The organism is Pseudomonas sp. KBN10P06128 (assembly GCF_037574945.1).
GTDB lineage: Bacteria > Pseudomonadota > Gammaproteobacteria > Pseudomonadales > Pseudomonadaceae > Pseudomonas > Pseudomonas aeruginosa.
Genome location: NZ_JBBELR010000001.1, coordinates 4502847 through 4526868 on the forward strand (window position 1 = coordinate 4502847; position 24022 = coordinate 4526868).

Genomic DNA, 24022 nt, shown 5'->3' on the forward strand with positions numbered 1-24022 from the left:
CTGGAAGGAATGCGGAGCGCAGGCCAGGTCAGCGCCCGGCCTTCGCGCAGTATAAGCGCGCCCCATGCAAGCGGGCGCGCCATCCATCAGCGCTTGTCTTCGACCTTCCACTTGCCGCCATCGTAGAAGGCGCGCCAGCCGGTGGGCTTGCCATCGACCTCGGACTGCACGTATTGCTCCTTGGTCTTGCGGCTGAAACGGATCACCGCGGGACGGCCGTCCGGGTCTTTCTGCGGGGCGTCGCAGAGGTAATGGTACTTGGGATCCAGCTCGGCCTTGTGCGGGATGATCTCGCTCACCAACGGCGCGCGGGTCTCGCGGTTCTTCGGGAACTGGCTGGCGGCCAGGAACATGCCCGAAGCGCCGTCGCGCAGCACGTAGATATCGTCCACCTTCTCGCACTTCAATTCAGGCATGCGGATGGCGTCCATCTTCGGCGGCGCCGCCTCGCCATTCTTCAGCAGCTTGCGGGTGTTCTTGCAGGTCGGATTGGTGCAACCGAAGAACTTGCCGAAACGGCCGGTCTTCAGCTGCATCTCGCTGCCACACTTGTCGCATTCCAGGCTCGGCCCTTCGTAGCCCTTGATCCGGTACTGGCCTTCCTCGATCTCGTAGCCCGGACAGTCGGGGTTGTTGCCGCAGATATGCAGCTTGTGTTTCTCGTCCAGCAGGTAGGCGTCCATCGCGGTACTGCAGATCGGGCAGCGATGCTTGCCACGCAACACCCGCGACTCGGACTCGCCCTCGTCGTCCGCGGCGATCTCGTCGCCGGGAATCAGGTTGACGGTCGCCTTGCAACGCTCCTTCGGCGGCAGGCTGTAGCCCGAGCAGCCGAGGAACACGCCGGTGGAGGCGGTACGAATCATCATCGGCCGGCCGCACTCGCGGCAGGGAATGTTGGTCAGGGTCGGCTGGTTGGCGCGCATCCCCTTCTCGCTGACTTCGGCCACCTCGAGCTTCTTCTTGAAATCGCCGTAGAACTCGTCGAGCAGGTGCTTCCAGTCGCGCTCGCCCTGGGCCACGTCGTCGAGATGCTCCTCCATCCCGGCGGTGAAACCATAGTCCATCAGGTTGGCGAAGCTCTCGTTGAGCCGATCGGTGACGATGTCGCCCATCTTCTCCGCATAGAAGCGGCGGTTGTGGGTGGTTACGTAGCCGCGCTCCTGGATGGTGGAGATGATCGCCGCGTAGGTCGAGGGGCGGCCGATACCGCGCTTCTCCAGTTCCTTGACCAGGCTCGCTTCGGAGTAGCGCGCCGGCGGCTTGGTGAAGTGCTGGCTCGGATCGAGCTTGATCAGCTTGAGGTTCTCGCCTTCCTTCATTTCCGGCAGGACGTCGTCCTCGCCCGGCTTGCTCTGCTGCGGCAGTACCCGGGTATAACCGTCGAACTTGAGGATGCGGCCCTTGGCGCGCAGTTCGAAATCGCCGGCGGTGACGCTCACGCTGGTCGAGAGGTATTCGGCCGGGGTCATCTGGCACGCCACGAATTGGCGCCAGATCAGGTCGTACAGGCGCTCGGCGTCGCGCTCCATGCCGGACAGCTGGGTCGGCTTGAGGTTGACGTCGGAAGGACGGATCGCCTCGTGCGCTTCCTGGGCACCCTCCTTGCTCGAGTAGACGTTGGCCTTGCCCGGCAGGTACTTCTGGCCGAACTCGTCCTCGATGAAACCGCGGACCATGCCAATGGCATCGGCCGACAGGTTGGTCGAGTCGGTACGCATGTAGGTGATGTAGCCGGCCTCGTAGAGACGCTGGGCCATCATCATGGTCTTCTTCACCCCGAAGCCCAGGCGGTTGCTCGCCGCCTGCTGCAGGGTGGAAGTGATGAACGGCGCCGAGGGTCGGCTGGAGGTCGGCCGGTCCTCGCGCTTGGCGACGCTATAGGCCGACGCCTTGAGCTTTTCCAGGGCCGCCATGGCCTGGGCTTCGTTGAGCGGCTTGAAGGCCTCGCCCTTCTCACGGGTAACCTCGAAGCGCACGTTGGCGCCCTTGGCGGTACCGAGGTCGGCATGCACCTCCCAGTACTCTTCCGGGACGAAGGCGCGGATCTCGCGTTCGCGCTCCACCACCAGCTTCACCGCCACCGACTGCACGCGGCCGGCGGACAACCCGCGGGCAATCTTCTGCCAGAGCAGCGGCGAGACCATGTAGCCGACCACGCGGTCGAGGAAACGCCGCGCCTGCTGGGCGTTCACCCGGTTGATATCGAGCTCGCCGGGCTGGGAGAAGGCCTCCTGAATGGCCTTCTTGGTGATTTCGTTGAATACCACGCGCTTGTAGCGGCTTTCGTCACCGCCGATGGCTTCCCGCAGGTGCCAAGCGATGGCCTCCCCTTCGCGGTCCAAGTCGGTCGCGAGATAGACGGTGTCGGCGTCCTTGGCCAGGCGGCGCAGCTCGTCGATGACCTTTTCCTTGCCGGGCAGGATCTCGTACTTGGCCTTCCAGCCATGCTCGGGGTCGACCCCCATGCGCGAGACCAGTTGGCGCCTGGCCTTCTCCTTCGGTGACAGCGCCGGCGCCTCGGAGGCGCTCTTGCGGCCCTTGGCCGCCGGCTCCTTGGAACTCGACGAACCACTGGTGGGCAGGTCACGGATGTGGCCGATGCTCGACTTCACCACGTACTGGCTGCCCAGGTACTTGTTGATGGTCTTGGCCTTGGCCGGGGATTCCACGATGACCAGCGATTTACCCATGGATCGGAAGGTTCCTGCGTCGAAAAGATGAATATAAAGAAGGGAGCGACTAGCGCGGCACCGCTATATATAGTGGCGAACGAGCCAAGGTCAAGCGCGGTCTTCCCCGCCGGGAGCTTTCTGCAAGCCCAGGGGATCGGCCTCGGGACTCACCAGGACGAAGCGCGGCACCCACTCGCCATCGACCTCCACGGCCTCGGTGAACATCTCCAGCGGACGCACCCAGAGACCGAATTCGCCGTACAGCGCCTGGTAGATCACCAGCGCCTCTTCCGTCTCCGAATGCCGCGCGACACCCAGGACCCGGTAGTTCTGTCCCTTGTAATGACGATAGAGCCCAGCCTGCAGGTCCATGTTCCTTACCTTGTCTCGAAAATCGGAAAACAACGGCACAATGCCGACATACAACAGCCCGGTATAGGCACGGATCGCACAATAGGCAAACCCGCGCTCCCGGGGCGTCATTCGCTCGATGCAGCCGGAAACGACTGACACTGAAAAACGAAAGCCGGGGCACGAGGCCCCGGCTTTCCCCTTCGACGAACGCTTAGACGCGCTCGAAGACGGTGGTGATACCCTGTCCCAGGCCCACGCACATGGTGGACACGCCAAGGGTACCGCCGTTCTGCTTCATCACGTTCAACAGGGTGCCGGAAATGCGCGCACCGGAGCAACCGAACGGGTGACCCAGGGCGATGGCGCCGCCGTGGAGGTTGACCTTCTCGTCCATCTTGTCGAGCAGTTTGAGGTCCTTCAGCACAGGCAGGGCCTGGGCGGCGAAGGCTTCGTTGAGTTCGACGAAATCGATGTCGGCGATGGTCAGGCCGGCACGCTTGAGCGCCTTGTTGGTCGACGGCACCGGGCCGTAGCCCATGATCGCCGGGTCGACACCCGCCACGGCCATGGAGCGGATCACCGCCATCGGCTGGATGCCCAGGTCCTGGGCGCGCTGGGCCGACATCACGATCATGCAGGAGGCACCGTCGGTGATCTGCGAGGAGGTCCCCGCGGTCACGGTGCCGCCTTTCGGATTGAACGCCGGCTTCAACTCGGCCAGGGTCTCGACAGTGGTTTCCGGACGAATGGTCTCGTCGAAGTCGAAGACTTTCAGGAAACCATTCTCGTCATACCCTTCCATCGGGATGATCTCGTCCTTGAACTTACCTTCCTGGGTGGCCTTCCAGGCCAGTTGGTGCGAACGCGCGCCGAACTTGTCCTGCGCCTCACGGCTGATACCGTGCATCTTGCCGAGCATTTCCGCGGTCAGGCCCATCATGCCCGAGGCCTTGGCCGCGTACAGGGACAGGTGCGGGTTCGGGTCGACGCCATGCATCATGCCGACGTGGCCCATGTGCTCCACGCCGCCGATGACGAATACATCGCCATTGCCGGTCTGGATCGCCTGGGCGGCGGTGTGCAGCGCGCTCATCGACGAACCGCACAGGCGGCTGACGGTCTGCGCGGCGCTGGTGTGCGGGATCTGGGTCATCAGCGACGCCATGCGCGCGATATTCCAGCCCTGTTCCAGGGTCTGGTTGACGCAGCCCCAGATCACGTCTTCCACTTCGGCCGGGTCGACCTTCGGGTTGCGCTCCAGCAGCTTGCTGATCAGGTGCGCCGACATGGTCTCGGCGCGGGTGTTGCGGTGCATGCCACCCTTGGAACGACCCATCGGGGTGCGGCCGAAGTCGACAATGACGACGTCTCTCGGATTCAGGCTCATAAATTCACTCTCGCTCTAGTCGTTCCGCGATTAACCGAAGAATTTCTGACCGTTCTTGGCCATTTCACGCAGCTTCGCGGTCGGGTGGTACAGCGCGCCCAGCTCGGCGTACTTGTCGGCCAGGGCCACGAACTCGGCGACACCGATCGAATCGATGTAGCGCAGAGCACCACCACGGAAGGGCGGGAAGCCGATGCCGTAGATCAGGCCCATATCGGCCTCGGCAGCGGTCTCGACGATGCCGTCTTCCAGGCAACGCACGGTTTCCAGGCACAGCGGGATCATCATGAAGTTGACGATGTCCTCGTCGGTCACTTCGCGCTGCTCGACCACGATCGGCTTGAGCACTTCGTAGGCCTGCGGATCGGTGACCTTCTTCGGCTTGCCGCGCTTGTCGGTCTCGTAGGCGTAGAAGCCCTTGCCGTTCTTCTGGCCCAGGCGGTTGGCCTCGTACATCACGTCGACGGCGGTCTTGCCCTCGACCGCCATGCGGTCCGGGAAGCCCTCGGCCATGACGTCGCGGCCATGGTGGCCGGTGTCGATGCCGACCACGTCGGACAGGTAGGCCGGGCCCATGGGCCAGCCGAACTTCTCCATCACCTTGTCGATGCGCACGAAGTCGACGCCGAAGCTCAGCAGCTTGGCGAAGCCGCCGAAGTACGGGAACAGCACGCGGTTGACCAGGAAGCCGGGGCAATCGTTGACCACGATCGGGCTCTTGCCCATCTTCTTGGCGTAGGCGACGGTGGTGGCGATGGCGGTTTCACCGGTCTTCTCGCCACGGATCACTTCCACCAGCGGCATCATGTGCACCGGGTTGAAGAAATGCATGCCGCAGAAGTTTTCCGGACGCTTCAGCGCCTGGGCCAGCAGGCTGATGGAGATGGTCGAGGTGTTGGAGGCGATGATCGCGTCTTCCTTCACCGCGCCTTCCACTTCGGCGAGCACGGCTTGCTTGACCTTGGGGTTCTCGACGACGGCTTCGACGACGATGTCGACGTTGCCGAAGTCGCCATAGGACATGGTCGGACGGATGCCATTGAGCGCCTCGGCCATCTTCGCCGGGGTCAGGCGACCCTTCTCGACGCGCTTGCCGAGCAGCTTGGCGGCCTCGTTCAGGCCCATCTGGATACCCTCTTCGCGGATATCCTTCATCAGGATCGGGGTGCCCTTGAGCGCCGACTGATAGGCGATGCCGCCGCCCATGATGCCGGCGCCGAGCACGGCGGCCAGTTTCACGTCCTTGGCGACTTCGTCGTATTTCTTGGCTTTCTTCTTCAGTTCCTGGTCATTCAGGAACAGGCCGATCAGGCTCTGCGCAACCGAGGTCTTGGCCAGCTTGACGAAGCCGGCGGCTTCGACTTCCAGCGCCTTGTCGCGGCCGAAGTTGGCGGCCTTCTGGATGCTCTTGATGGCTTCCACCGGCGCCGGGTAGTTCGGACCGGCCTGGCCGGCGACGAAGCCCTTGGCGGTTTCGAAGGCCATCATCTGCTCGATTGCATTCAGCTTCAGCTTTTCCAGCTTCGGCTGGCGCCGTGCCTTGTGGTCCAGCTCGCCGGCGACGGCGCGCTTGGCCAGGTCGAGGGCAGCGGCCTGCAGTTGCTCGGGAGCAACCACGGCGTCGACGGCGCCGACCTTCAGGGCGTCCTCGGCCTTGTTTTCCTTGCCCGAGGCGATCCACTCGACGGCGTTATCGCAGCCGATCAGGCGCGGCAGGCGGACGGTGCCGCCGAAGCCCGGGTAGATGCCCAGCTTGACTTCCGGCAGGCCGACCTTGGCGGTCGCGCTCATCACGCGGAAGTCCGCGGCCAGGCACATCTCCAGGCCGCCGCCGAGGGCGATGCCGTTGATCGCGGCAACGGTGGGTACGTCCAGGTCTTCGAAGTCGCTGAAGATCTTGTTGGCTTCGAGGTTGCCCGCCATCAGTTCCTCGTCGGGCAGCTGGAAGTTGTCAACGAACTCGGTGATGTCGGCACCAACGATGAACACGTCCTTGCCGCTGGTCACGATCACGCCCTTGACCGATGCATCGGCCTTGATCGCATCGACTGCCGCACGCAACTCACTGAGGGTGAGACGGTTGAACTTGTTGACGGACTCGCCCTTGAGATCGAAATTCAACTCGACGATGCCGCCCTCAAGAGGCTTAACCGTGATGGCTTTACCTTGGTAAATCATCAACTGATCTCCACGCTATTATGGAAGCTTGAACTTACACATCGGACACCGTGTCGGGACCCTTTCGGCAACCGCCGAGCATAGTCCCAAACCCTTCGGCACACCCGCCGACGCGATAACCGGGTCTCTATTGTCGAGGCCTGCGCGAGGCAAACGCTCGATTCATACGCCCGTTTGACTTGGGTGCGCACACATTCCGGCAAAAGCCGGGAATTGTCAATCAGCCATCCGGAAAACACCTGCCCTCCTCCAGGCCCTCTGCGCAGGGCCATTCAGCCAGCCTCTGTCGGACCATTCAGATGTTCGATGATCGGCGCCGTGGGCGCTTGTCCCGGTGCGGAAAGGCAGGCTAGAGTCGCCGCAGATCGCCATGCATGATCGGCCACGGGCCGTTACAAAAGAACAACAAGAAGGCCTCCAGGGCCACATGGAGATGGAACCCATGACCTGCCGTCCGTTCACTCTTTGTCTGGCCCTGCTCGGCCTGCTGAGCCTGCCCGTCTTCGCGGCAGGGACCGCCGATGACCTGCTCGCCCTGCACCAGATGCGGCTCGCCACGCAGAAATCCCTGAACGCCTTCTTCATGTACGTCGGCCAGGAAGGCGATCAACGCTACGCCAGCCTGATCGAAAGCTCGGCGCAGACGGCGGAAGCCCGCCTGCAGCGACTCGACGGCGTGAACGGCAGCGAATCCCGGCGCCTGCTGGGCCAGCTTCGCGAGCAATGGCGGGACTATGCGCAAGACCTCGACAAGCTGACCGGCGCGGTGCGCGCCAAGGGCTACAGCGACCTGCAACCGGTCGCCGACCTGGCACGGCGCAACCAGCAACTGATGGACCTCGGCGGCCAGTTGTATCGCAGCCTGCAACGGGAAAACGCCGCCACGGTGCCGACGCTCACCGAGCAGAGCCGCGAACAGAGCCTGCTGATGCAGGACATTGCCCTGGACTATGCCTCGCGCAACGCGTCGGTAGGCGCCAGCTTCTTCGGCGGCGGCGAGGAGCGTCCACTGGACGACCTGGCCAGCCGCTTTTCGGTCAACCTGTTGAAGCTGCAGCAGGCGCCGCAGAACGACGAGGAGATCGCCAGGGCGCTGCGCAGCGTGGCGATCAAGTGGCACTACATCGAGAAGTCCCTGCGCAACTACAACCAGAACAGCGTGCCGTTCCTGGTCAACAAGAATGCAGACCGGATCATCGATGGCCTGGAGAAGGTCGCCGCGCTGTATGCCGCGCGCAACCAATGAACCTCGGCGCGCCGCCTCAGGCGCGCTGGCGGAGAAACTCGGCGATGCGCCCGAGGTCGGCGCTATCGCCGCGCTCGCCCCAATACAGGGCAAGGAACTGGGCGGTCGCCTCCACCTTGTACACATCCCCCGGGAGCCTGCGCAGGGCGTCCAGCAACTCATCGTCCGCGCACGGCTCGCGCCACTGGTTCAGCCACTGGCCCGGGGTATTCTGCCAATAGCACCAGGCCTCCCGGCCGCGTCGGCGCGGGCAGTGGAACTGCGCGCAGGACGTCGGCGGAGCGCTCTCGAGCCAATGCGGCCAATCCTGGCGCGCGAGCTGCATGGCCAGGCCGAGACGGCGCGCCTCGAGGCGCAGGGCCATCTTGCCGCGCTGCCTGTTGGACGGCATCAGCCAGGCCAGGGGACTGAGCATGACAGCCAGCAGCAGGATCACCAGCCAAGTGGTCATAAGGAACGGACACTCGAAAAACGGTTAAGGCATTTGCCTCGATCCGCGCGCACAGGCAGGATCGGTCGCAGTCGCCAAGGGAGGCGCAGTTTACAGGCGAATGCGGCCACGGCGGAGCAGCTTTTTGCCCAGCGCAACGGAACAGGTTCCACGCGCGGCGCGAAAGTCCATAATGAAAACACTATCCCCTTCTGGGAGGAGACGTTCATGCCCTATCAACACATTCTGGTCGCCGTCGACCTGACCGACGAATGCGACCCGGTGATGAAGCGTGCGGCGGCCCTGGCCACCAGCAACCAGGCCCGGCTCTCGGTGGTGCATGTGGTCGAGCCCATGGCCATGGCTTTCGGCGGGGACGTGCCGATGGACCTGTCGATGTTGCAGCAGCAGCAGTTCGACCAGGCCCGTGAACGCCTGGATGCCTTCGCCGTGCGCTATCCGGACCTCGGCAGCGAGCAGCGCCACCTGGTCTACGGGCAACCACGCCAGGAAATCCACCGCCTCGCCGCGGAGCAGGCCTGCGACCTGATCGTGGTCGGCAGCCACGGTCGCCACGGCCTGGCGCTGCTGCTCGGTTCCACTGCCAACGACGTGCTGCACGGCGCGCCCTGCGACGTGCTCGCGGTGCACCTGAAGAAAGCCTGATTTCTCCCCGCTCGGCCGGGGCCTGCGCCTCAGCCGAGCGTTTCCTCGGCGCTCATCACCAGCGGGCGGATCTTCTGCAACTGGGTTTCCAGCGAATAGCTGATGCTCGACGACAGCGAGAAGAAGGTCAGGAACGCCTTCAGGTTGGAATCGCTGACACAGGTGTCGTGGATTCGCTGCCAGAACGCCTGGTTGACCAGTTGCAACTGCTGGAACAGCCGCACCAGCCCTTTCAGTTCCCAATCGGCATGCCGCCCCTCGCGGAAGTTGAAGTACTGGCGCATCAGGTACAGCGGCACCACCCGCAGCACGAACTCCTGGTTGCTGGCGAACGGCAGGTGCTGCATGGCCATCGGCCTCAGCGGCGCCAGCAGCGGACAGGCGCTGCTGGCCATGATCAAGCCGATCAGCGCGCGCAGTCCTTCCTCCAGGCCCGCCTGCTTGATGTACTCGCGCTCCGGCGTGCGCACGCAGATGCCGGCCTTGCGGAACGCCGGCAGGTTGCGGAAATCCTCGATCACCCCATGCAAGTCGACCGCCGCCGGACAGTGGCTGTAGCGTTCGCGATCGAGCGGGCAGTTGCTGCAGCGATTGTGTTCCAGGCGCGTCCAGCGCGGCGCTGCGGCAGCCGCCTGCGGGTCGTAGTGCCGCTCCAGCTCGATGCGATAGTTGAGCTGATGCTGGTCGTCCAGCGTGATGCGGTACTCGATTGCCATGGACTGATCCTTTCTCGGGAGACGGCCGGCCCGTCAATGACGCCAGCCAGAGGGACCGACGGGGGACTGCACCCACCGCCGGCAAGGCCCGCAAGGATCATCGAGATGAGCCGCTATCACATTGATGCAGCTCACTTTTTTCGAGATGGATCAGTCTTCCAGTTCGGCCCAGCGCTCGAGCAAGGCATCGAGTTCCTGCTGCAACGCGTCCAGCCGCGCCAGGGTTTCGCGCTGCTCGTCCTGCGGGCGCAGATAGAAATCCTGCTGCGCGATGGTTTCCTGGACACCCGCCAGCTCCGCCTCGACCGCGTCGATCTGCCCGGGCAAAGCCTCCAGCTCGCGCTGCAACTTGTAGCTGAGCTTTTTCTTCGCCGGCGCCTCGCTCGGCGCCGCAGCAGCCGGCGCGGGTTCGGCGGCGGGCGCCAGCGCGGTATTCAGCTCGGCCTTGCCGCTCTTCGACTCGCTCACGCCGAGCAGGCGCGGCGTGCCCCCTTGGCGCAGCCAGTCCTGGTAGCCACCGACGAATTCGCGAACCTTGCCCTCGCCCTCGAAGACCAGGGTGCTGGTCACCACGTTGTCGAGGAAGGCCCGATCGTGGCTGACCATCAGCACGGTGCCCTGGAAGCCGAGCAGGACTTCCTCCAGCAGTTCCAGGGTTTCCACGTCGAGGTCGTTGGTCGGTTCGTCGAGCACCAGCAGGTTGGCCGGCTTGCTGAACAGCTTGGCCAGCAACAGGCGCGCGCGCTCGCCGCCGGACAACGCCTTCACCGGGGTGCGGGCGCGCTGCGGACTGAACAGGAAGTCGCCGAGATAGCTGAGCACATGCCGGTTCTGGCCGTCGATGGTGATGAACTCGCGGCCTTCGGAGATATTGTCGATCACCGTCTGCTCGGGTTCGAGCTGATGGCGCAACTGGTCGAAGTAGGCCACTTCCAGCTTGGTGCCCACCTCGATCTTGCCCGAGGTCGGCTGCAGGTCGCCAAGCAGCAGCTTGAGCAAGGTGGTCTTGCCGGTACCGTTGGCGCCGAGCAGGCCGATACGGTCGCCGCGCTGCAGGACCATGGAGAAGTCGCGTACCAGCGGCTGGCCGCCGGGATGGGCGAAGCTGACGTGCTCCACCACGATCACCTGCTTGCCGGACTTGTCCGCGCTTTCCAGCTGGAAGCTGGCCTTGCCCTGGCGCTCGCGGCGCTCGGCGCGTTCGCGACGCATTTCCTTCAGTGCCCGAACCCGCCCTTCGTTGCGCGTGCGGCGGGCCTTGATGCCCTGGCGGATCCACACTTCTTCCTGGGCCAGGCGCTTGTCGAACAATGCGTTGGCAGCTTCTTCGGCGGCCAGTTGCTGTTCCTTGTGCACCAGGAAACTGGCGTAGTCGCCGTTCCAGTCGATCAGGTGGCCACGATCCAGCTCGAGGATGCGGGTCGCCAGGGATTGCAGGAAGGCGCGGTCGTGGGTAATGAACAGCACCGCGCCGTTGAAGCCCAGCAGCGCTTCCTCGAGCCAGGCGATGGCGCCGATGTCCAGATGGTTGGTCGGTTCGTCGAGCAGCAGCAGGTCCGGCTCGGCGACCAGCGCCTGGGCCAGCAGCACGCGCCGACGCCAGCCGCCGGAGAGTTCGGCGAGGGTCTTGTCGGCCGGCAACTGCAGGCGGCTGAGGGTGCTGTCCACCAGTTGCTGCAGGCGCCAGCCATCGCGCGCCTCGAGTTCCTGCTGGACCCGCGAGAGGCGCGCCAGGTCGTCGTCGGTATGGATGTTCAGGCTCAGGTGGTGGTACTCGGCGAGCAGCTTGCCGACTTCCGCCAGGCCCTCGGCCACCACGTCGAACACTGTCCGTTCGTCGGCACGCGGCAGTTCCTGGGGCAATTCGCCGATCTTCAGCGCCGGTGCGCGCCAGACTTCGCCGTCGTCGGCCTGCTGTTCGCCCTTGACCACCTTGAACAGGCTGGACTTGCCGGTACCGTTGCGCCCGATCACGCAGACCCGCTCGCCACGGCCGATCTGCCACGACACCTTGTCCAGCAAGGGAGTGGTGCCAAAGGCAAGGGATACATCGGTGAACTTGAGCAGGGTCATGGGCGCCTCCGGAAACAGGGCGCGCATTTTACGCCGGATAGGCATCGGATGGCACGGCGCTTTCACCGCCATGCCGCAACGGCTAAGCTTAGGCGAGCCATCCGCCCGGCTTCGGGCGCGCCCCGCGACAGCGGTCGCGCGCCAGTCCCGCGAGCGGTCGAAACGCCCGTAGGCAGCCGTTGCGGACCTGCCGACGTTACCCGACATCACCTGCCCGGATAAGTCATGCGCGGTCGCCTGTTCACTCTCGTTTCCTGCCTTTTGCTCAGTATTTCCTCCGTCGACGCGGTCCACGCCGCTTCCCTGACCGAACAACGCCGTCTCTACGACCAGGCCAAGGCCGCCCTGGCCAAGGGCAACAGCGCGCCCTACATGGCCTCGCGCAGCGCCCTGCGCGATTACCCGCTGGAACCCTACCTGGCCTATGACGAGCTGACCCACCGGCTGAAGACCGCCAGCAACGAGGAGGTCGAGCGCTTCCTCACCGAACACGGCGACCTGCCGCAGATCGGCTGGCTGAAACTGCGCTGGCTGCGCCTGCTGGCCGACCGCGGCGACTGGAAGACCTTCGTCAACTACTACGATCCGAAGCTGAACTTCACCGAACTCGACTGCCTGTATGGCCAGTACCAGCTGGGCCACGGCCAGAAGGCCGAAGGTTACGCCACCAGCGAACGCCTGTGGCTGGTCGGCAAGTCGCAGCCGGCTGCCTGCGATACCCTGTTCGGCCTCTGGCAGGGCGAAGGCCAGCTCACCGAGGAAAAGGTCTGGAAACGCCTCAAGCTGGCCGCCGAAGCGCGCAACTACAGCCTCGCCTCGCACCTCGCGCAGCGCCTGCCGACCCTCGGCAACCAGGGCGCGCTGATGGTCAGCGTGGCGCAGAACCCCGCCCAGCTGAGCCAGACCGGCCGCTTCAGCCAGCGCGACCATGCCACCGCCGACGTGGTCGGTCTCGGCCTGCGCCGCCTGGCGCGGCAGGACCCGGAAAAGGCCCTGAGCCTGCTCGACTACTACAGCTCGGCGCTACCCTTCTCCAGCGACGAGAAGGTCGCCATCGCCCGCGAGATCGGTCTCAGCCTGGCCAAGCGCTTCGATCCGCGTGCACTGCCGCTGATGACCCAGTACGATCCCGGCCTGCGCGACAACACCGTCACCGAATGGCGCACCCGCCTGCTGCTGCGCCTGGGCCGCTGGGACGAAGCCTACGCGCTGACCCGCAAGCTGCCCCAGGATCTCGCCGCCACCAGCCGCTGGCGCTATTGGCAGGCACGCAGCCTGCAACTGGCACAGCCGAACAGCAAGGAGCCGATCGCGCTGTACCAGAAGCTCGCCGGCGAGCGCGACTTCTACGGTTTCCTCGCCGCCGACCGCCTGAGCGTGCCGTACAAGCTCGGCAACCGCCCTGCGCACATCGACCCGCGCGTCCTGCAACGCGTACGCAACGCCGCCAGCACGCGCCGGGCCATGGAGTTCTTCAACCGTGGCGAAGTGATCAACGCCCGCCGCGAGTGGTACCACGCCGCGCGCCTGTTCGATCGCGACGAGCTGATCGCCCAGGCCAGGCTGGCCTACGACATGCAGTGGTATTTCCCGGCGATCCGCTCGATCAGCCAGGCGCAGTACTGGGACGACCTGGACATCCGCTTCCCGATGGCGCATCGCGCCACCCTGGTGCGCGAAGCGAAGAACCGCGGCCTGCACTCCAGTTGGATCTTCGCCATCACCCGGCAGGAAAGCGCGTTCATGTCCGATGCCCGTTCCGGAGTCGGCGCCACCGGGCTGATGCAGCTGATGCCCGGCACCGCCAAGGAGACCTCGCGCAAGTTCGGCATCCCGCTGGCCTCGACCCAGCAACTGATCGTGCCCGACGTCAACATCCGCCTCGGCGCCGCCTACCTGAGCCAGGTGCATGGCCAGTTCAACGGCAACCGGGTACTCGCCTCGGCCGCCTACAACGCCGGTCCGGGCCGCGTCCGCCAGTGGCTGAAAGATACCCGCCACCTGGCCTTCGACGTGTGGATCGAGACCATTCCGTTCGACGAGACTCGCCAGTACGTGCAGAACGTGCTGTCCTATGCGGTGATCTACGGGCAGAAGCTCAATGCGCCGCAGCCCATCGTCGACTGGCACGAACGCTACTTCGACGATTTCTGACCCCCAACCCGGCCCGGACGCCCGGGCCTTTCCAGTACCTTGAAAAGGACCTCAAGATGAACAAGCCCCTCGCTACCGCCCTGCTCGCCGCCTCCAGCCTGCTGCTCGCCGACGGCGCCCTGGCCGCCGACGCCTGCGGTACGCCGCGCAACGCCTTCGACAGCGTGTACTGCCGCAGCGGCGAGTTTTCCCAGGCCGACCGCGAGCTGAACCAGCAGTTCGGCACCCTGCGCAAGCACCTGAACGACGGCCAGAAAGCCCTGCTGAAGAAGAGCCAGATCGCCTGGATCAAGGAGCGCGACGCGGCCTGCAGCGAAAGCAAGGACAACGGTTATTTCGTCAACCTCGACTGCGCCACCGAGAAGACCCGCCAGCGCCTCGACTTCCTCCGCGAACGCGAGCGCGAGTGCCTGAGCACCGGTTGCGTCGACGCCAAGCTCTGATCGCCGGCAATGGCCGCCCGCCGCAACGGCGGGCGACCGTTCCTCAGTCGAGGATTTCCACCGGCATCCCCACCTCCAGGCTGCCCTGTCCCAGCGCAATCAGGTTCTGCCCGAACAGCACCGCGCCATCCTTTTCCCGGTAGGTCTTCAGGGTCGTCAGCGGCTCGCGGTCCTCGTTGCGCTCGCCGGTCGCCGGGTCCAGGGTGGTGAGGATGCAGCGGGAACAGGGCTTGGCCACGACGAACTCGACCGAGCCGATGCGGATGCGTTTCCAGCCGTCCTCGGCGAACGCGGCACTGCCTTCCACCACCAGGTTGGGACGGAAGCGCAGCATCTCCAACGGCCGGCCGACCCGCTGGCTGAGGTCGTCGAGCGAAGCCTGGCCGATCAGCAGCAGCGGGAAACCGTCGGCGAAATGCACCTTCTGCCCCGGTTCGGCGTAGCCGGTATCGACCTGCCGCGCGCGCGCCTCGGGAATGTGCACCAGGCGCGTCGGGCGGCCGAGGAAGCGCGTCAGCCAGTCCGCTGCGGCGTCGCCGGCATCCGGCGCCTGCAAGGTATCGCGCCAGACTGTGACGCCACGCAGGTTGGTGTCGGCTGCCGGTACTTCGAGGCTCAGCTCGGACATCCCCGGCGCATTCAGCCGCAGGACCTCCGGCGCCGCCCAGCGCGCCTGGATACGCCCCAGCTGCGGCAGCAGGCGCTGGGTGAAGAAACGTCCGGTTTCGGTGTCCACCGCCATCCAGCGTCGGTCGCCGACCACGCCCAGCGCATCGAGCGCGACGCGCTCCAGGGACTCGGCGGCGGAAGACTTGATCGGATAGCGGTACAGCGCGGAGAGACGGAACATGGAACCAGCATCCTTGGTGGAAAGATGCTGTTATACGGTGTCGCGGGAAAGGCCGACAAGACACAGACGCCACTCCAGGCAGCGGATCAGTCGGCCCCGCCCTCAGTCCTCGCGCGGCGGCTCGCGCAACAACGGCGAACCGGCCGGCAAGTGCACGCGCAGCGCGCCCGGGGAAACCGAGAAACGCAGCTTGCGTCCTTCCAGCGGCTCGCCGTCGAGATTGACGTCGAGACCTTCCGCCGCCTCCACTTCCAGCCATGGCACCCGCGCGCGGACGAACAGGCTTTCCACTCCGTTGCCACCGCCGAGCAGGGTGCCCAGGGTACCGACCATGTCCTGCGGCGTCGGCAGGATGCTCACGTCCAGCAGGCCGTCGTCCACTCGCGCTTGCGGACACAGTACGTGCCCGCCGCCGGCCTGGCGCCCGTTACCGATGCCCAGGGCGAGGAACTCGCCTTCCCACTGGAAGTCCGGGGCGCTGAAACGGCCCTGGGCGGCATGCACTTCGGAAAAACGGGTCAACCCGGTCAACAGGTAGGCGGCACCGCCGAGAACCTTCTTCAGGTCCTCCGAGGTATTCGCCGTGACCTTCGAACCGAAGCCGCCAGTGGCCATGTTGAGGAACAGCTTGCCGTTCACCTCGCCCAGGTCGATCGGCCGCGCCGTCTGGTCGAGCAGCGCCAGCGCCGCGGCCGGTTCCAGGGGAATCCCGGCGGCGCGGGCGAAATCGTTGGCGGTGCCCAGCGGCAGGATCGCCAGGCTCGCCTCGCCTCGCCCGCGCGCCAGCGCTTCGGCCACCTCGCGCAGCGTGCCGTCGCCACCGCCGGCGACCAGCGTCGCATAGCCGGCCGCCAGCGCCTCCTCGACGATGCGCCGGGCGTCGCCGTCCTCCCAGGTTACCCGCACCGCCAGCTCCCGCCCGGCCTCGCGCTGTGCCGCAACCGCGGCACGAACCTCTTCGTTGCCCGCCTGCTTGCCATGCAGGACCAGCAGAACCTTGTCCTTGTCCATCGAACCGAACCCCTCGTCGTGGCCTTGTCTTTGCCTATTGACCGCGTATCCGGGACGGAAGTGCGGCGCCCGGTTCAGGCAGGGTAGCCGGTAATCTCGCGAATGCTGCGGTAGAGCGGGCGCAACTGGCGATACATGCGCAGGTAGACCTCGCCATAGAGCCGCTGGTAGATCTGCCGGGCCTCCGCCTGGGGCAGGAAAACCCGGCCGACGCGGGTCATCCCGGCCACCGCGCTGGCGACGTCCGGATAGAGGCCGAGCCCCACCGCGCAGTCGATCGCCGCACCCAGGCCGGACGCCTCGTAGACATGCGGGCGCTCGGCCGGCAGGCCGAAGATGTCGGCGGTGAGCTGCATCGCCGCGTCGCTCTGCGAGCCGCCGCCGGCCACGCGCAGGCGCACGATCGGCGTGCCCGAACGCTTCTCGATGCGCTCCTTGCCCTGGCGCAGGGCATAGGCCAGGCCCTCGAGGATGGCCCGGTAGATGTGCGCCCGGGTATGCACGTCGCCGAAACCGATCATCGCCCCCTTGGCCTCCAGTCCCGGTTCGCGGATTCCCGGCGACCAGTAGGGTTGCAGGGTCAGGCCCATCGAGCCGGGCGGCACGCCGTTGACCAGTTCGTCGAACAGTTGCTCCGGCTCGACCCCCTGCTCGCGCGCCTGCTGCATCTCGCGCAAGCCGAACTCGCGCTTGAACCAGCTGACCATCCAGTAGCCGCGATAGATCATCACCTCGGTATTGAAATGATCGGGAATCGCCGCCGGATAGGGTGGAATCAGCGGCACGGTTTCCAGGTAGCGGGCGCGAGTGGTGTTGATGGTCGCCGTGGTGCCGTAGGAGAGGCAGGCGATGGTGGGCTCCAGCGCACCTGCGCCGAGCACCTCGCAGGCCTTGTCGGCCCCCGCGGCGATCAACGGCAGGCCTTGTGGAATGCCGGTGTGCCGGCTGGCCTCGGCGCTGATCTCGCCGAGCCGCTCGCCCGGCTTGAACAGCTCCGGCAACTGCTCGCGGCGTACCGCCAGCGCCTGCCATTTCCAGTCGCGCGGCGCGGCCCAGCGCAGGCGCTTGTAGTCGAACGGCAGGTAGGCTACGCAGCACCCCACCGAATCGACGAAACGGCCGGTCAGGCGGTGGCTGAGAAAGCCGGAAAGCAGCAACACCTTGTCGGTCTTCGCGGCGATCTCCGGCTGCTCCTGCGCCACCCAGTTGACCTCGGCCTGGGCGCGGAAATGCTCCACCGCGCCCTCGGCGCCGACCAGCTTGAACAGCCAGCCCCACGGCCCCCTGATGCGCTCGCGGACCTCCGCCCGGCGCTGGTCGAGCCAGAGGATCGCCGGACGCAACGGCCTGCCCTCGGCATCGACGTGGATCACCGTACCGCGCTGGGTGGTCAGCGACACCCCGCGGATGAGCCCGCGATCGATGTCCACCTGGCCCCAGAGCCGCCGACAGGCCTCGCCGAGCATCGCCCAGTAGTACTCGGGGTCCTGTTCGGCCCAGCCCGGATGCTTCGAGTAGTAGGCCTCCAGCTCCACCTTGCCCTTGCCCAGCAGGTTGCCCTGCAAGTCGAACAGAAGGGCGCGCACGCTCTGGGTGCCATTGTCGATCGCCAGCAGATAGTTCTTGTCGTTCATCTCGTTCTCGTCTCGGCTGGTCAGACGGGCAGGCTGTAGTGCCGGCGCCAGAGGTCCAGATAGGCCTGTTGCTCACGTTCCCAGCGCGGGTCGTCCCAGCCCAGGCGCGCTTGGCAGAGTGCGCGGATACGCGGCAGGTATGCCGCGCCGCCTCCGGGCAACAGCAGGCCGAGGCGGGTGCGGCGCAACAGCAGGTCGTCGAGATGCAGCACCATTTCCGCCTCGGCGGCGAACGCCAGTTCGGCCCAGAGCGTTTCGCTGGCACCCACGCAGTCCGTTCCGAGGGTGTCCACCAGCCGCTTGAGGCGGACCAGGTCGCGTCCGTAGCGACCGGCCAGGCGGCGTCGCTGGCCGCTGCCGAGCCCGTCGATGAGCGGGCCTTCGCAGGCGCCGAACACCGCCGCGCCATCGTCCGTGACCGTGCGCCCGAGCAGCGGCGCGCAGGCTTGTAGCACCTCCACCGCCAGCGGCCGGAAGGTGGTCAGCTTGCCGCCGGCCAGGGTCACGCAGCCCGGCTCGCGCCAGAGCACATGCTCGCGTTTCTCGTCGGAAGGCTTGCCGCTGTCGTCGCCGCTGCTGACCACCGGTCGCACGCCGGCCCAGGTCGACAGCACGTCGCGCGCCTCGATGGCGGCGGCGGGAAACTGCTGGGCGCAGGCCGCCAGCAGGTAGTCGAGTTCGGCGCGGCTGATCCGCGCGTCCTCCCCAAGGCCGTCGCGATGGTCGAGATCGGTGGTGCCGACCACCGTCGCGCCCTCCCAGGGGAACACGAACACCGGTCTCCGGTCCGTGGCGTGCATGAAGCTGAAGGCATGGGCCACCGGCAGGCGCCAGGCCGGCAGCAATAGATGGCTGCCGCGCAGCGGGCGGATGTGCTCGCTTCCGCCGGGCTGGCGCAACTCATCGGCCCAGGCCCCGGTGGCCACCGCCAGGGCACGGCAGCGAAAGTCGAGAAGCTCGCCGCTCTCGCGGTCCTCGGCGCGCAGGCCGACCACCTGGCCGCCCTCGCGCAGCAATTCGCGCACACGCATGCCGTTGAATGCCTCGCCGCCGTCGTGACGCGCCTCGGCCAGCACCCGCAGCACCAGGCGCGCATCGTCGGTCACCGCATCGAAGAATCGCGTGCCGCCGAGCAGCCGTTGTTCCTTCAGGCCCGGCGCCAGGTAGCGCAACGCGGCGGCGTCGTAGAAACGGTGGTTGCGCCGCCCGGCAAGGGCGTCGTAGACGCTCAGCAGGCCGCCGAATAGCCGCGGGCCGGGAAAGCCGCCGCGGTAGTGGGCCATCACGAAGCTCAACGGCTCCACCAGCCCAGGCGCCTCGCCGAGCAGGCGCTGGCGCTCGCGCACCGAGTCGCGGGTCAGCCGCCACTGGCCCTTGGCGATGTAGCGCAGGCCGCCATGGACCATCTTCGACGAGCGGCTCGAGGTGCCCCAGGCGAAGTCCCGCTGCTCCAGCAGCAGGCAGCGCCAGCCGCGCCGCGCGGCTTCGCGGAGGATGCCGGCACCGCTGATGCCGCCGCCGACCACGATCAGGTCCCACTCCTGCCCCGCCAGCGCCGGCAGGCGGCGGCGACGCCACTCCTCGTTCCAGGCTGAAGTCATTCCGCTCAGTCCTGCAGCAAGGTGCCGCGGTTGAGCCGCCCGGCCGGATCGAAGTGACCGGCCATGGCACGCAGCGCGGCGACGCCCAGTTCGCCCTTCTCGCGGGGCAGGTAGGGTGCGTGGTCCTTGCCGACGCCATGCTGGTGGCTGATGGTGCCGCGATTGTCGACGATCGCCTGGCTGGCCGCATGCTTGAGACGCTTCCAGCGCTCCAGCGTCGCCGCATAGCTCGCGGCCGGACGGAACACGTAGGTGGTATAGATGCTCGACCCCTCGCCATAGACATGCGAGAGGTGGGTGAACACATGGACCCTCTCGCCCTCGGCGGCCAGGCCGTCGCGCAGGCTGGCCTCGATCTTCTGCAGCAGGCCGTCGACGTTGCTCCAGTCGGTGGCGGTCTCCAGGGTGTCCACGGCGTAGCCCGCCTGCCACAGGGCCTCGCGCAGGTAGGGGAAGCGGAAGCGGTTCTGCGCCCACTTGCGCCCCAGCAGGGTGCCGGTGAAGACCCCGCCGAAGCGTTTCAGCAAGGCCTTCGCCTGGCTCAGCGACAATCCGTTCTGCCGACGGTTGCCGGTCACGCCGAAGGTCAGCATGCACTTGCCCTCGCCCGCGCCGCGCAGTGCCAGGTATTTCTCCAGCCAGGCGATCTGTCCGGGATGGCCGGCCAGGGCCAGCTGGGTCATGGTTTCCACGGCGTTGGACAGGCGCAGCATCGACAGCGGCACGCGCGCCTGGGCCAGCTCGCGGGTGGCTTGCAGGGCCTGCTGCCAGTTCGGCAGGAAGACGCTGTAGAAGCGCTCGTCCTCGGCCAGCGGCGAGACCCGCACCTTCACCGAGGAAATGATCCCGAAGCGTCCCTCAGAGCCCAGCACCAGTTCGCGCAGGTCCGGTCCCGCCGCGGATGCCGGGAAGGTAGCGATTTCAAGCGGCCCGGCGAAGGTCTCCAGGGTCCCGCCGGCGAAAAGTTGTTCGATCCGCCCATAGCGCAGCGACTGCTGGCCACTGGAGCGGCTGGCGACCCAGCCACCGAGGGTCGACAACTCCCAGGACTGCGGGAAATGCCCGAGCGTGTAGCCCAGCGCACGCAACTGGCTCTCCACCTGCGGGCCGGCGGCGCCGGGGCCGAAGGTCGCGACCAGGCTCTCGCGGTCCAGATCGAGCAGGCGGTTCATACGCTCCAGCGAGACCGTCAGTACCGGCCGCCGCGAGGCTTGCGGATTGATATGGCCGGCCACGGAAGTACCGCCGCCATAGGGAATCAGTTGCAGGTCGCGGGAGTCGGCCAGGGCCAGCAACTCGCGGATCTGCTCGGCGGTTTCCGGATAGGCCACGGCGTCCGGGTAGACGCCGAAGTCGCCCTCGCGCATCGCCAGCCAGTCCGGCAGGCTCTGCCCGCGGGCATGCAGCAGACGCTCACGGGGGTCGATGCTGTAGCGCGGATCGGCCTCCAGGCGCGACGCCGGGACCTTCGCCAGCGCCGCCTCCAGGCTGGCGTCCGGCAAGCGTGCGCCCTGCCCGACCAGTTCCGCCAGGAACCCACGGGCGCTGTCCGGCAATTCGACCACGGTGCTTTCTTCGCCCCAGCCATTCCAACGACGCATGAACCTCTCCCCTCGCTTGTCGCGGCAACCTGTTTATCGGAACCTTTCTGGCTGCCTATACTAGCCAGCCGCCCTCGCCTGTCACTGTCGGATCGAGACACTCCCTGTGACCGATCAAGACAGCCGGCACGCACGCCGGACGGCCTGTTCCACCCGCCACGACAAGAACAACGACCATGCAGACCCTTGGCTCCACCTCGGTTCCGGCCCTGCTGAAGTACCTGCGCCACGCCGAACGGCTCGGCCTGGACATCGCCCCTGCCCTGGCCGCCGCCGGCCTCCAGGCCGACCAGCTCAACGACAATCGCCAGCGCCTGCCGGGCGAAGCCCACGAGCGCCTGCTCGGCTATTTCTGCGAGCATTCCGGCGATCCCCTGTTCGGCCTGCATTCGGCGCGCTTCGTCCAGCCCGGCTCCTGGAGCGTGCTCGGCTACATCGCGATGAACTGCGCCACCCTGGGCGAGGCCATGAGCCGCATCACGCCCTACGAGAAGCTGGTCGGCGACATGGGCACCAGCCGCATCGAGGCGGCCGGCGGGCAGGTCCGGCTGATCTGGAACTGCCGCCACCAGACACCCCTGGTACGGCGCCACATGGTCGAGCACGTCCTGGCTTCCTGGGTCCTCTACGCGCGCTGGATCGCCGACCTGGAAGGTTCGCCGGACGAGGTCTGGCTGGAACACGACCTGCCGGACGGAACCCGCGTGGAAGACTACGAGACCTTCTTCGGCTGTCCGGTGCGCTTCACCCAACCCTGTTCGGCGCTGCTGGTACCACTGGACTACCTGGCGCTGCCGCTGCGCCAGGCCGACGCGACGCTGCTGCGCACCCTGGAAGAACATGCCCTGGCGCTGATGGCCGAGCTGGACGATGACGAGCCGCTGCCGCTGCGGGTGAAGAACGCCCTGCGCCAGCTACTCAAGGACGGCCTGCCGCGCAAGGAACGGGTGGCGGAGAAGTTCGGCATGACCGTACGCACCCTGCAACGCCACCTGCAGCAAGCCGGCAGCAGCTACCAGCAGACCCTCGACGAACTGCGCCGCGAACTGGCCGAGCACTACCTGCTGCATAGCGAGCTGCCGATCCAGGACATCGCCCAGTACCTGGGCTTCACCGAGTCCCGCTCGTTCCATCGCAGTTTCAAGGGCTGGACCGGGCAGACGCCCGGCGAGTACCGGCAACGGCGGAAGGAGCCGGCGGCGCAATGAGAACGGCGGCCATCCGGCCACCGTCGGCTCAGTCGAGCAGTTCGCTCAGCGGAATGAACGCCACGCCCTCGCCTTCCACGAGGGTACGTCCCTCGCGGACCTCCACCAGCCCCTCGGCCCAGGAAGCGCTGCGCAGTACCCCGGAACTCTGGTTCGGATAGAGCACCGCGCGGCCCTGCTCCAGGCGACCACGCAGGTACTCGCGACGCTGCCCCGCCTTGGTCCAGGCGAAGCCGGCCGGTACCTCCACCCGCAGCGGCGCGACCTGCGCCACGCCGAGCCGGCGCAGCAGGTAGGGACGCGCCAGCAGGGCGAAGGTGACCAGGGTCGAAGCCGGATTGCCCGGCAGGCCGATCACCGGGATGCTCTGGAACTGGCCGACGGTCAGCGGCTTGCCGGGTTTTATCGCCAGCTTCCAGAGGGTCAGCTCGCCGGCTTCGCGCAGCGCCATGCCGAGGAAGTCGGCCTCGCCCACCGATACGCCGCCAGTGGAAAGGATAAGGTCCACCCCGGCCAACCCGGCCAGGCGCTCGCGGGTACGTGCCAGGTCGTCGGGAAGGATACCGGCGTCGAGCACGTCGCAGCCCAGGCGTTGCAGCCAATCCTTGAGCAACGGACGGTTGCTGTTGTAGATCTGCCCGGCCTGCAGCGGCTGGCCCGCCTCGACCAGCTCGTCGCCGGTGGACAGCAGCGCCACCCGCGGCTTGCGTCGCACCTCCAGGGTCGCGCAGCCGAGCGAAGCCGCCAGCCCCAGTTCGATGGAGCGCAGGCGCGTGCCGGCCGGCAGGACCAGGTCGCCCTGGCGGATTTCCTGGCCACGCGGGCGCACATGCTGGCCCGCGCGCAACGGCTGGGTGAAGCGCACGCGGCCATCGTCGAGCGCTTCGGCGTTTTCCTGCATCTCTACCAGATCGGCGCCTTCCGGCAGCGGCGCACCGGTGAAGATCCGCGCACAGGTACCCGCTTGCAGCGGCTCCGGCGCCTGTCCGGCAAAGATCTTCTGGCTGACCGGCAGTGGCTCGCCGTTCCAGTCGGCGAGGCGCAAGGCGTAGCCGTCCATGGCGCTGTTTGGCCACGGCGGCAGGTCCAGGCCGGCCAGCAGGTCGACCGCCAGCACGCGGCCGCCAGCCTGCTCCAGGGGCACCTGCTCACACGTATCGATAGGCGTTTGCGCGGCCAGTTCGAGGAGCCGTTCCAGCGCCGTCTCGACCGGCATCAGCCCCGGCTGTTCGCAGCAGCCGCTCACCCGCGGCTCTCGCAGGGCGCCGCCTGTTTCAGGTGCGGGACGAAGTTGCACGGGCGATGACGGGCGTCCAGTTGCTCGACGAGGATGCCTTCCCAGGCAGTGCGGCAGGCATTGGTGGAGCCCGGCAGGCAACAGACCAGGGTACCGTTGGAAAGCCCGGCCAGGGCCCGCGACTGGATGGTGGAGGTACCGATGTCGGCCAGCGAAATCTGCCGGAACAGCTCGCCGAAGCCGTCCACCTGCTTGTCCAGCAGGCAGGCCACCGCTTCCGGGGTGCTGTCGCGGCCGGTGAAACCGGTGCCGCCGGTGATCAGCACGACCTGCACGCTGTCCTCGGCGATCCAGGTCGCGACCTGTGCGCGGATCCGGTACAGGTCATCCTTCAGCAGCACGCGAGCGGCCAGGTTGTGCCCGGCCTCGGTCAGGCGGTCGACGAACAACTGGCCTGAGGTATCGGTTTCCAGGGTACGGGTATCGCTGACGGTCAGGACGGCGATGTTCAACGGCACGAATGCCGTTTCGGCCTTGTGGCTCATGGGGTTGGCCCTT

19 protein-coding genes are annotated in these 24022 nt (G+C 66.6%); 5 read left to right on the plus strand and 14 right to left on the minus strand.

What is annotated here, in order from left to right; all coding sequences use genetic code 11:
- Positions 1 to 86: 86 nt before the first annotated feature.
- The 4 genes from topA to fadB all read right to left on the minus strand — a co-directional run bounded on the left by topA (position 87) and on the right by fadB (position 6594).
- Complete coding sequence (gene topA, locus VQ065_RS21080) at positions 87 to 2693, minus strand: type I DNA topoisomerase (protein ID WP_003091201.1); 2607 nt, start codon at positions 2691 to 2693, stop codon at positions 87 to 89.
- Between the two features lie 90 nt (positions 2694 to 2783).
- The gene (locus VQ065_RS21085) at positions 2784 to 3047 is read right to left on the minus strand and encodes a DUF1653 domain-containing protein (protein ID WP_003109484.1); all 264 of its coding nucleotides are present in this window, start codon (positions 3045 to 3047) and stop codon (positions 2784 to 2786) included.
- 193 nt (positions 3048 to 3240) lie between these two features.
- On the minus strand, positions 3241 to 4416 hold the full coding sequence (fadA, locus tag VQ065_RS21090) for an acetyl-CoA C-acyltransferase FadA (protein ID WP_003091203.1): 1176 nt from the start codon (positions 4414 to 4416) through the stop codon (positions 3241 to 3243).
- A gap of 30 nt (positions 4417 to 4446) precedes the next feature.
- Positions 4447 to 6594, minus strand: coding sequence for a fatty acid oxidation complex subunit alpha FadB (fadB, locus tag VQ065_RS21095; protein WP_003091204.1), 2148 nt, complete (start codon positions 6592 to 6594; stop codon positions 4447 to 4449).
- A gap of 427 nt (positions 6595 to 7021) precedes the next feature.
- Here fadB and VQ065_RS21100 point away from each other — a divergent pair, with 427 nt between their 5' ends.
- Positions 7022 to 7840 (plus strand): F0F1-type ATP synthase subunit beta, encoded by an 819-nt coding sequence (locus tag VQ065_RS21100; RefSeq protein ID WP_031629679.1) that lies wholly within the window; start codon positions 7022 to 7024, stop codon positions 7838 to 7840.
- Positions 7841 to 7856: 16 nt separating this feature from the next.
- On the opposite strand, the gene VQ065_RS21105 is transcribed toward VQ065_RS21100, so the two are convergent.
- Entirely contained in the window at positions 7857 to 8291 is a 435-nt protein-coding gene (locus VQ065_RS21105) for a hypothetical protein (RefSeq protein WP_003091207.1), read from the minus strand.
- A gap of 207 nt (positions 8292 to 8498) precedes the next feature.
- On the opposite strand from VQ065_RS21105, the gene VQ065_RS21110 reads away from it, so the two are divergent.
- Positions 8499 to 8936: a universal stress protein gene (locus VQ065_RS21110; protein ID WP_003091210.1), complete on the plus strand. Its 438-nt coding sequence runs from the start codon at positions 8499 to 8501 to the stop codon at positions 8934 to 8936.
- Between the two features lie 29 nt (positions 8937 to 8965).
- Here the strand turns inward: VQ065_RS21110 and VQ065_RS21115 are convergent, their stop codons facing one another.
- Both VQ065_RS21115 and VQ065_RS21120 read right to left on the minus strand, forming a co-directional pair.
- Entirely contained in the window at positions 8966 to 9652 is a 687-nt protein-coding gene (locus tag VQ065_RS21115) for a DUF6901 family protein (protein WP_003091213.1), read from the minus strand.
- Positions 9653 to 9802: 150 nt separating this feature from the next.
- The gene (locus tag VQ065_RS21120; protein ID WP_003091215.1) at positions 9803 to 11725 is read right to left on the minus strand and encodes an ATP-binding cassette domain-containing protein; all 1923 of its coding nucleotides are present in this window, start codon (positions 11723 to 11725) and stop codon (positions 9803 to 9805) included.
- Positions 11726 to 11950: 225 nt separating this feature from the next.
- Between VQ065_RS21120 and slt the strand changes: the two genes are divergently transcribed.
- On the plus strand, positions 11951 to 13879 hold the full coding sequence (gene slt / locus VQ065_RS21125; protein ID WP_003091222.1) for a lytic transglycosylase Slt: 1929 nt from the start codon (positions 11951 to 11953) through the stop codon (positions 13877 to 13879).
- 56 nt (positions 13880 to 13935) lie between these two features.
- Positions 13936 to 14322 (plus strand): lysozyme inhibitor LprI family protein, encoded by a 387-nt coding sequence (locus VQ065_RS21130; RefSeq protein ID WP_003091225.1) that lies wholly within the window; start codon positions 13936 to 13938, stop codon positions 14320 to 14322.
- Between the two features lie 43 nt (positions 14323 to 14365).
- Here VQ065_RS21130 and VQ065_RS21135 read toward each other — a convergent pair whose 3' ends face one another.
- The 5 genes from VQ065_RS21135 to VQ065_RS21155 all read right to left on the minus strand — a co-directional run bounded on the left by VQ065_RS21135 (position 14366) and on the right by VQ065_RS21155 (position 21019).
- Positions 14366 to 15172, minus strand: a complete 807-nt coding sequence (locus tag VQ065_RS21135; protein ID WP_003091227.1) for an MOSC domain-containing protein — start codon at positions 15170 to 15172, stop codon at positions 14366 to 14368.
- Positions 15173 to 15274: 102 nt separating this feature from the next.
- A complete protein-coding gene (yegS, locus tag VQ065_RS21140) occupies positions 15275 to 16183 on the minus strand; it encodes a lipid kinase YegS (RefSeq protein ID WP_003091230.1) in 909 nt (302 codons plus the stop codon).
- A gap of 74 nt (positions 16184 to 16257) precedes the next feature.
- Positions 16258 to 17817 (minus strand): FGGY-family carbohydrate kinase, encoded by a 1560-nt coding sequence (locus tag VQ065_RS21145; protein ID WP_003091233.1) that lies wholly within the window; start codon positions 17815 to 17817, stop codon positions 16258 to 16260.
- Positions 17818 to 17837: 20 nt separating this feature from the next.
- Positions 17838 to 19418 carry a glycerol-3-phosphate dehydrogenase/oxidase gene (locus VQ065_RS21150; protein ID WP_003091234.1) on the minus strand — a complete coding sequence of 527 codons (1581 nt, stop codon included), beginning with the start codon at positions 19416 to 19418 and terminating at the stop codon, positions 17838 to 17840.
- A 5-nt stretch (positions 19419 to 19423) separates the two neighbouring features.
- Positions 19424 to 21019, minus strand: coding sequence for an FAD-binding oxidoreductase (locus VQ065_RS21155; RefSeq protein ID WP_003091236.1), 1596 nt, complete (start codon positions 21017 to 21019; stop codon positions 19424 to 19426).
- 176 nt (positions 21020 to 21195) lie between these two features.
- On the opposite strand from VQ065_RS21155, the gene gliR reads away from it, so the two are divergent.
- Positions 21196 to 22227 (plus strand): AraC family transcriptional regulator GliR, encoded by a 1032-nt coding sequence (gliR, locus tag VQ065_RS21160; protein ID WP_003091237.1) that lies wholly within the window; start codon positions 21196 to 21198, stop codon positions 22225 to 22227.
- Between the two features lie 28 nt (positions 22228 to 22255).
- On the opposite strand, the gene VQ065_RS21165 is transcribed toward gliR, so the two are convergent.
- Both VQ065_RS21165 and moaB read right to left on the minus strand, forming a co-directional pair.
- A complete protein-coding gene (locus VQ065_RS21165; RefSeq protein ID WP_003091238.1) occupies positions 22256 to 23473 on the minus strand; it encodes a molybdopterin molybdotransferase MoeA in 1218 nt (405 codons plus the stop codon).
- Complete coding sequence (moaB, locus tag VQ065_RS21170) at positions 23470 to 24009, minus strand: molybdenum cofactor biosynthesis protein B (protein WP_003091240.1); 540 nt, start codon at positions 24007 to 24009, stop codon at positions 23470 to 23472. Before moaB ends, VQ065_RS21165 begins: the two co-directional genes overlap by 4 nt.
- Between the last annotated feature and the right edge of the window lie 13 nt (positions 24010 to 24022).

Coding starts and splice junctions, on each gene's coding strand:
- topA (WP_003091201.1), bottom strand. CDS start 2,693: ATGGGTAAATCGCTGGTCATCGTGGAATCCCCGGCCAAGGCCAAGACC.
- VQ065_RS21085 (WP_003109484.1), bottom strand. CDS start 3,047: ATGGACCTGCAGGCTGGGCTCTATCGTCATTACAAGGGACAGAACTAC.
- fadA (WP_003091203.1), bottom strand. CDS start 4,416: ATGAGCCTGAATCCGAGAGACGTCGTCATTGTCGACTTCGGCCGCACC.
- fadB (WP_003091204.1), bottom strand. CDS start 6,594: ATGATTTACCAAGGTAAAGCCATCACGGTTAAGCCTCTTGAGGGCGGC.
- VQ065_RS21100 (WP_031629679.1), top strand. CDS start 7,022: ATGGAGATGGAACCCATGACCTGCCGTCCGTTCACTCTTTGTCTGGCC.
- VQ065_RS21105 (WP_003091207.1), bottom strand. CDS start 8,291: ATGACCACTTGGCTGGTGATCCTGCTGCTGGCTGTCATGCTCAGTCCC.
- VQ065_RS21110 (WP_003091210.1), top strand. CDS start 8,499: ATGCCCTATCAACACATTCTGGTCGCCGTCGACCTGACCGACGAATGC.
- VQ065_RS21115 (WP_003091213.1), bottom strand. CDS start 9,652: ATGGCAATCGAGTACCGCATCACGCTGGACGACCAGCATCAGCTCAAC.
- VQ065_RS21120 (WP_003091215.1), bottom strand. CDS start 11,725: ATGACCCTGCTCAAGTTCACCGATGTATCCCTTGCCTTTGGCACCACT.
- slt (WP_003091222.1), top strand. CDS start 11,951: ATGCGCGGTCGCCTGTTCACTCTCGTTTCCTGCCTTTTGCTCAGTATT.
- VQ065_RS21130 (WP_003091225.1), top strand. CDS start 13,936: ATGAACAAGCCCCTCGCTACCGCCCTGCTCGCCGCCTCCAGCCTGCTG.
- VQ065_RS21135 (WP_003091227.1), bottom strand. CDS start 15,172: ATGTTCCGTCTCTCCGCGCTGTACCGCTATCCGATCAAGTCTTCCGCC.
- yegS (WP_003091230.1), bottom strand. CDS start 16,183: ATGGACAAGGACAAGGTTCTGCTGGTCCTGCATGGCAAGCAGGCGGGC.
- VQ065_RS21145 (WP_003091233.1), bottom strand. CDS start 17,817: ATGAACGACAAGAACTATCTGCTGGCGATCGACAATGGCACCCAGAGC.
- VQ065_RS21150 (WP_003091234.1), bottom strand. CDS start 19,418: ATGACTTCAGCCTGGAACGAGGAGTGGCGTCGCCGCCGCCTGCCGGCG.
- VQ065_RS21155 (WP_003091236.1), bottom strand. CDS start 21,019: ATGCGTCGTTGGAATGGCTGGGGCGAAGAAAGCACCGTGGTCGAATTG.
- gliR (WP_003091237.1), top strand. CDS start 21,196: ATGCAGACCCTTGGCTCCACCTCGGTTCCGGCCCTGCTGAAGTACCTG.
- moaB (WP_003091240.1), bottom strand. CDS start 24,009: ATGAGCCACAAGGCCGAAACGGCATTCGTGCCGTTGAACATCGCCGTC.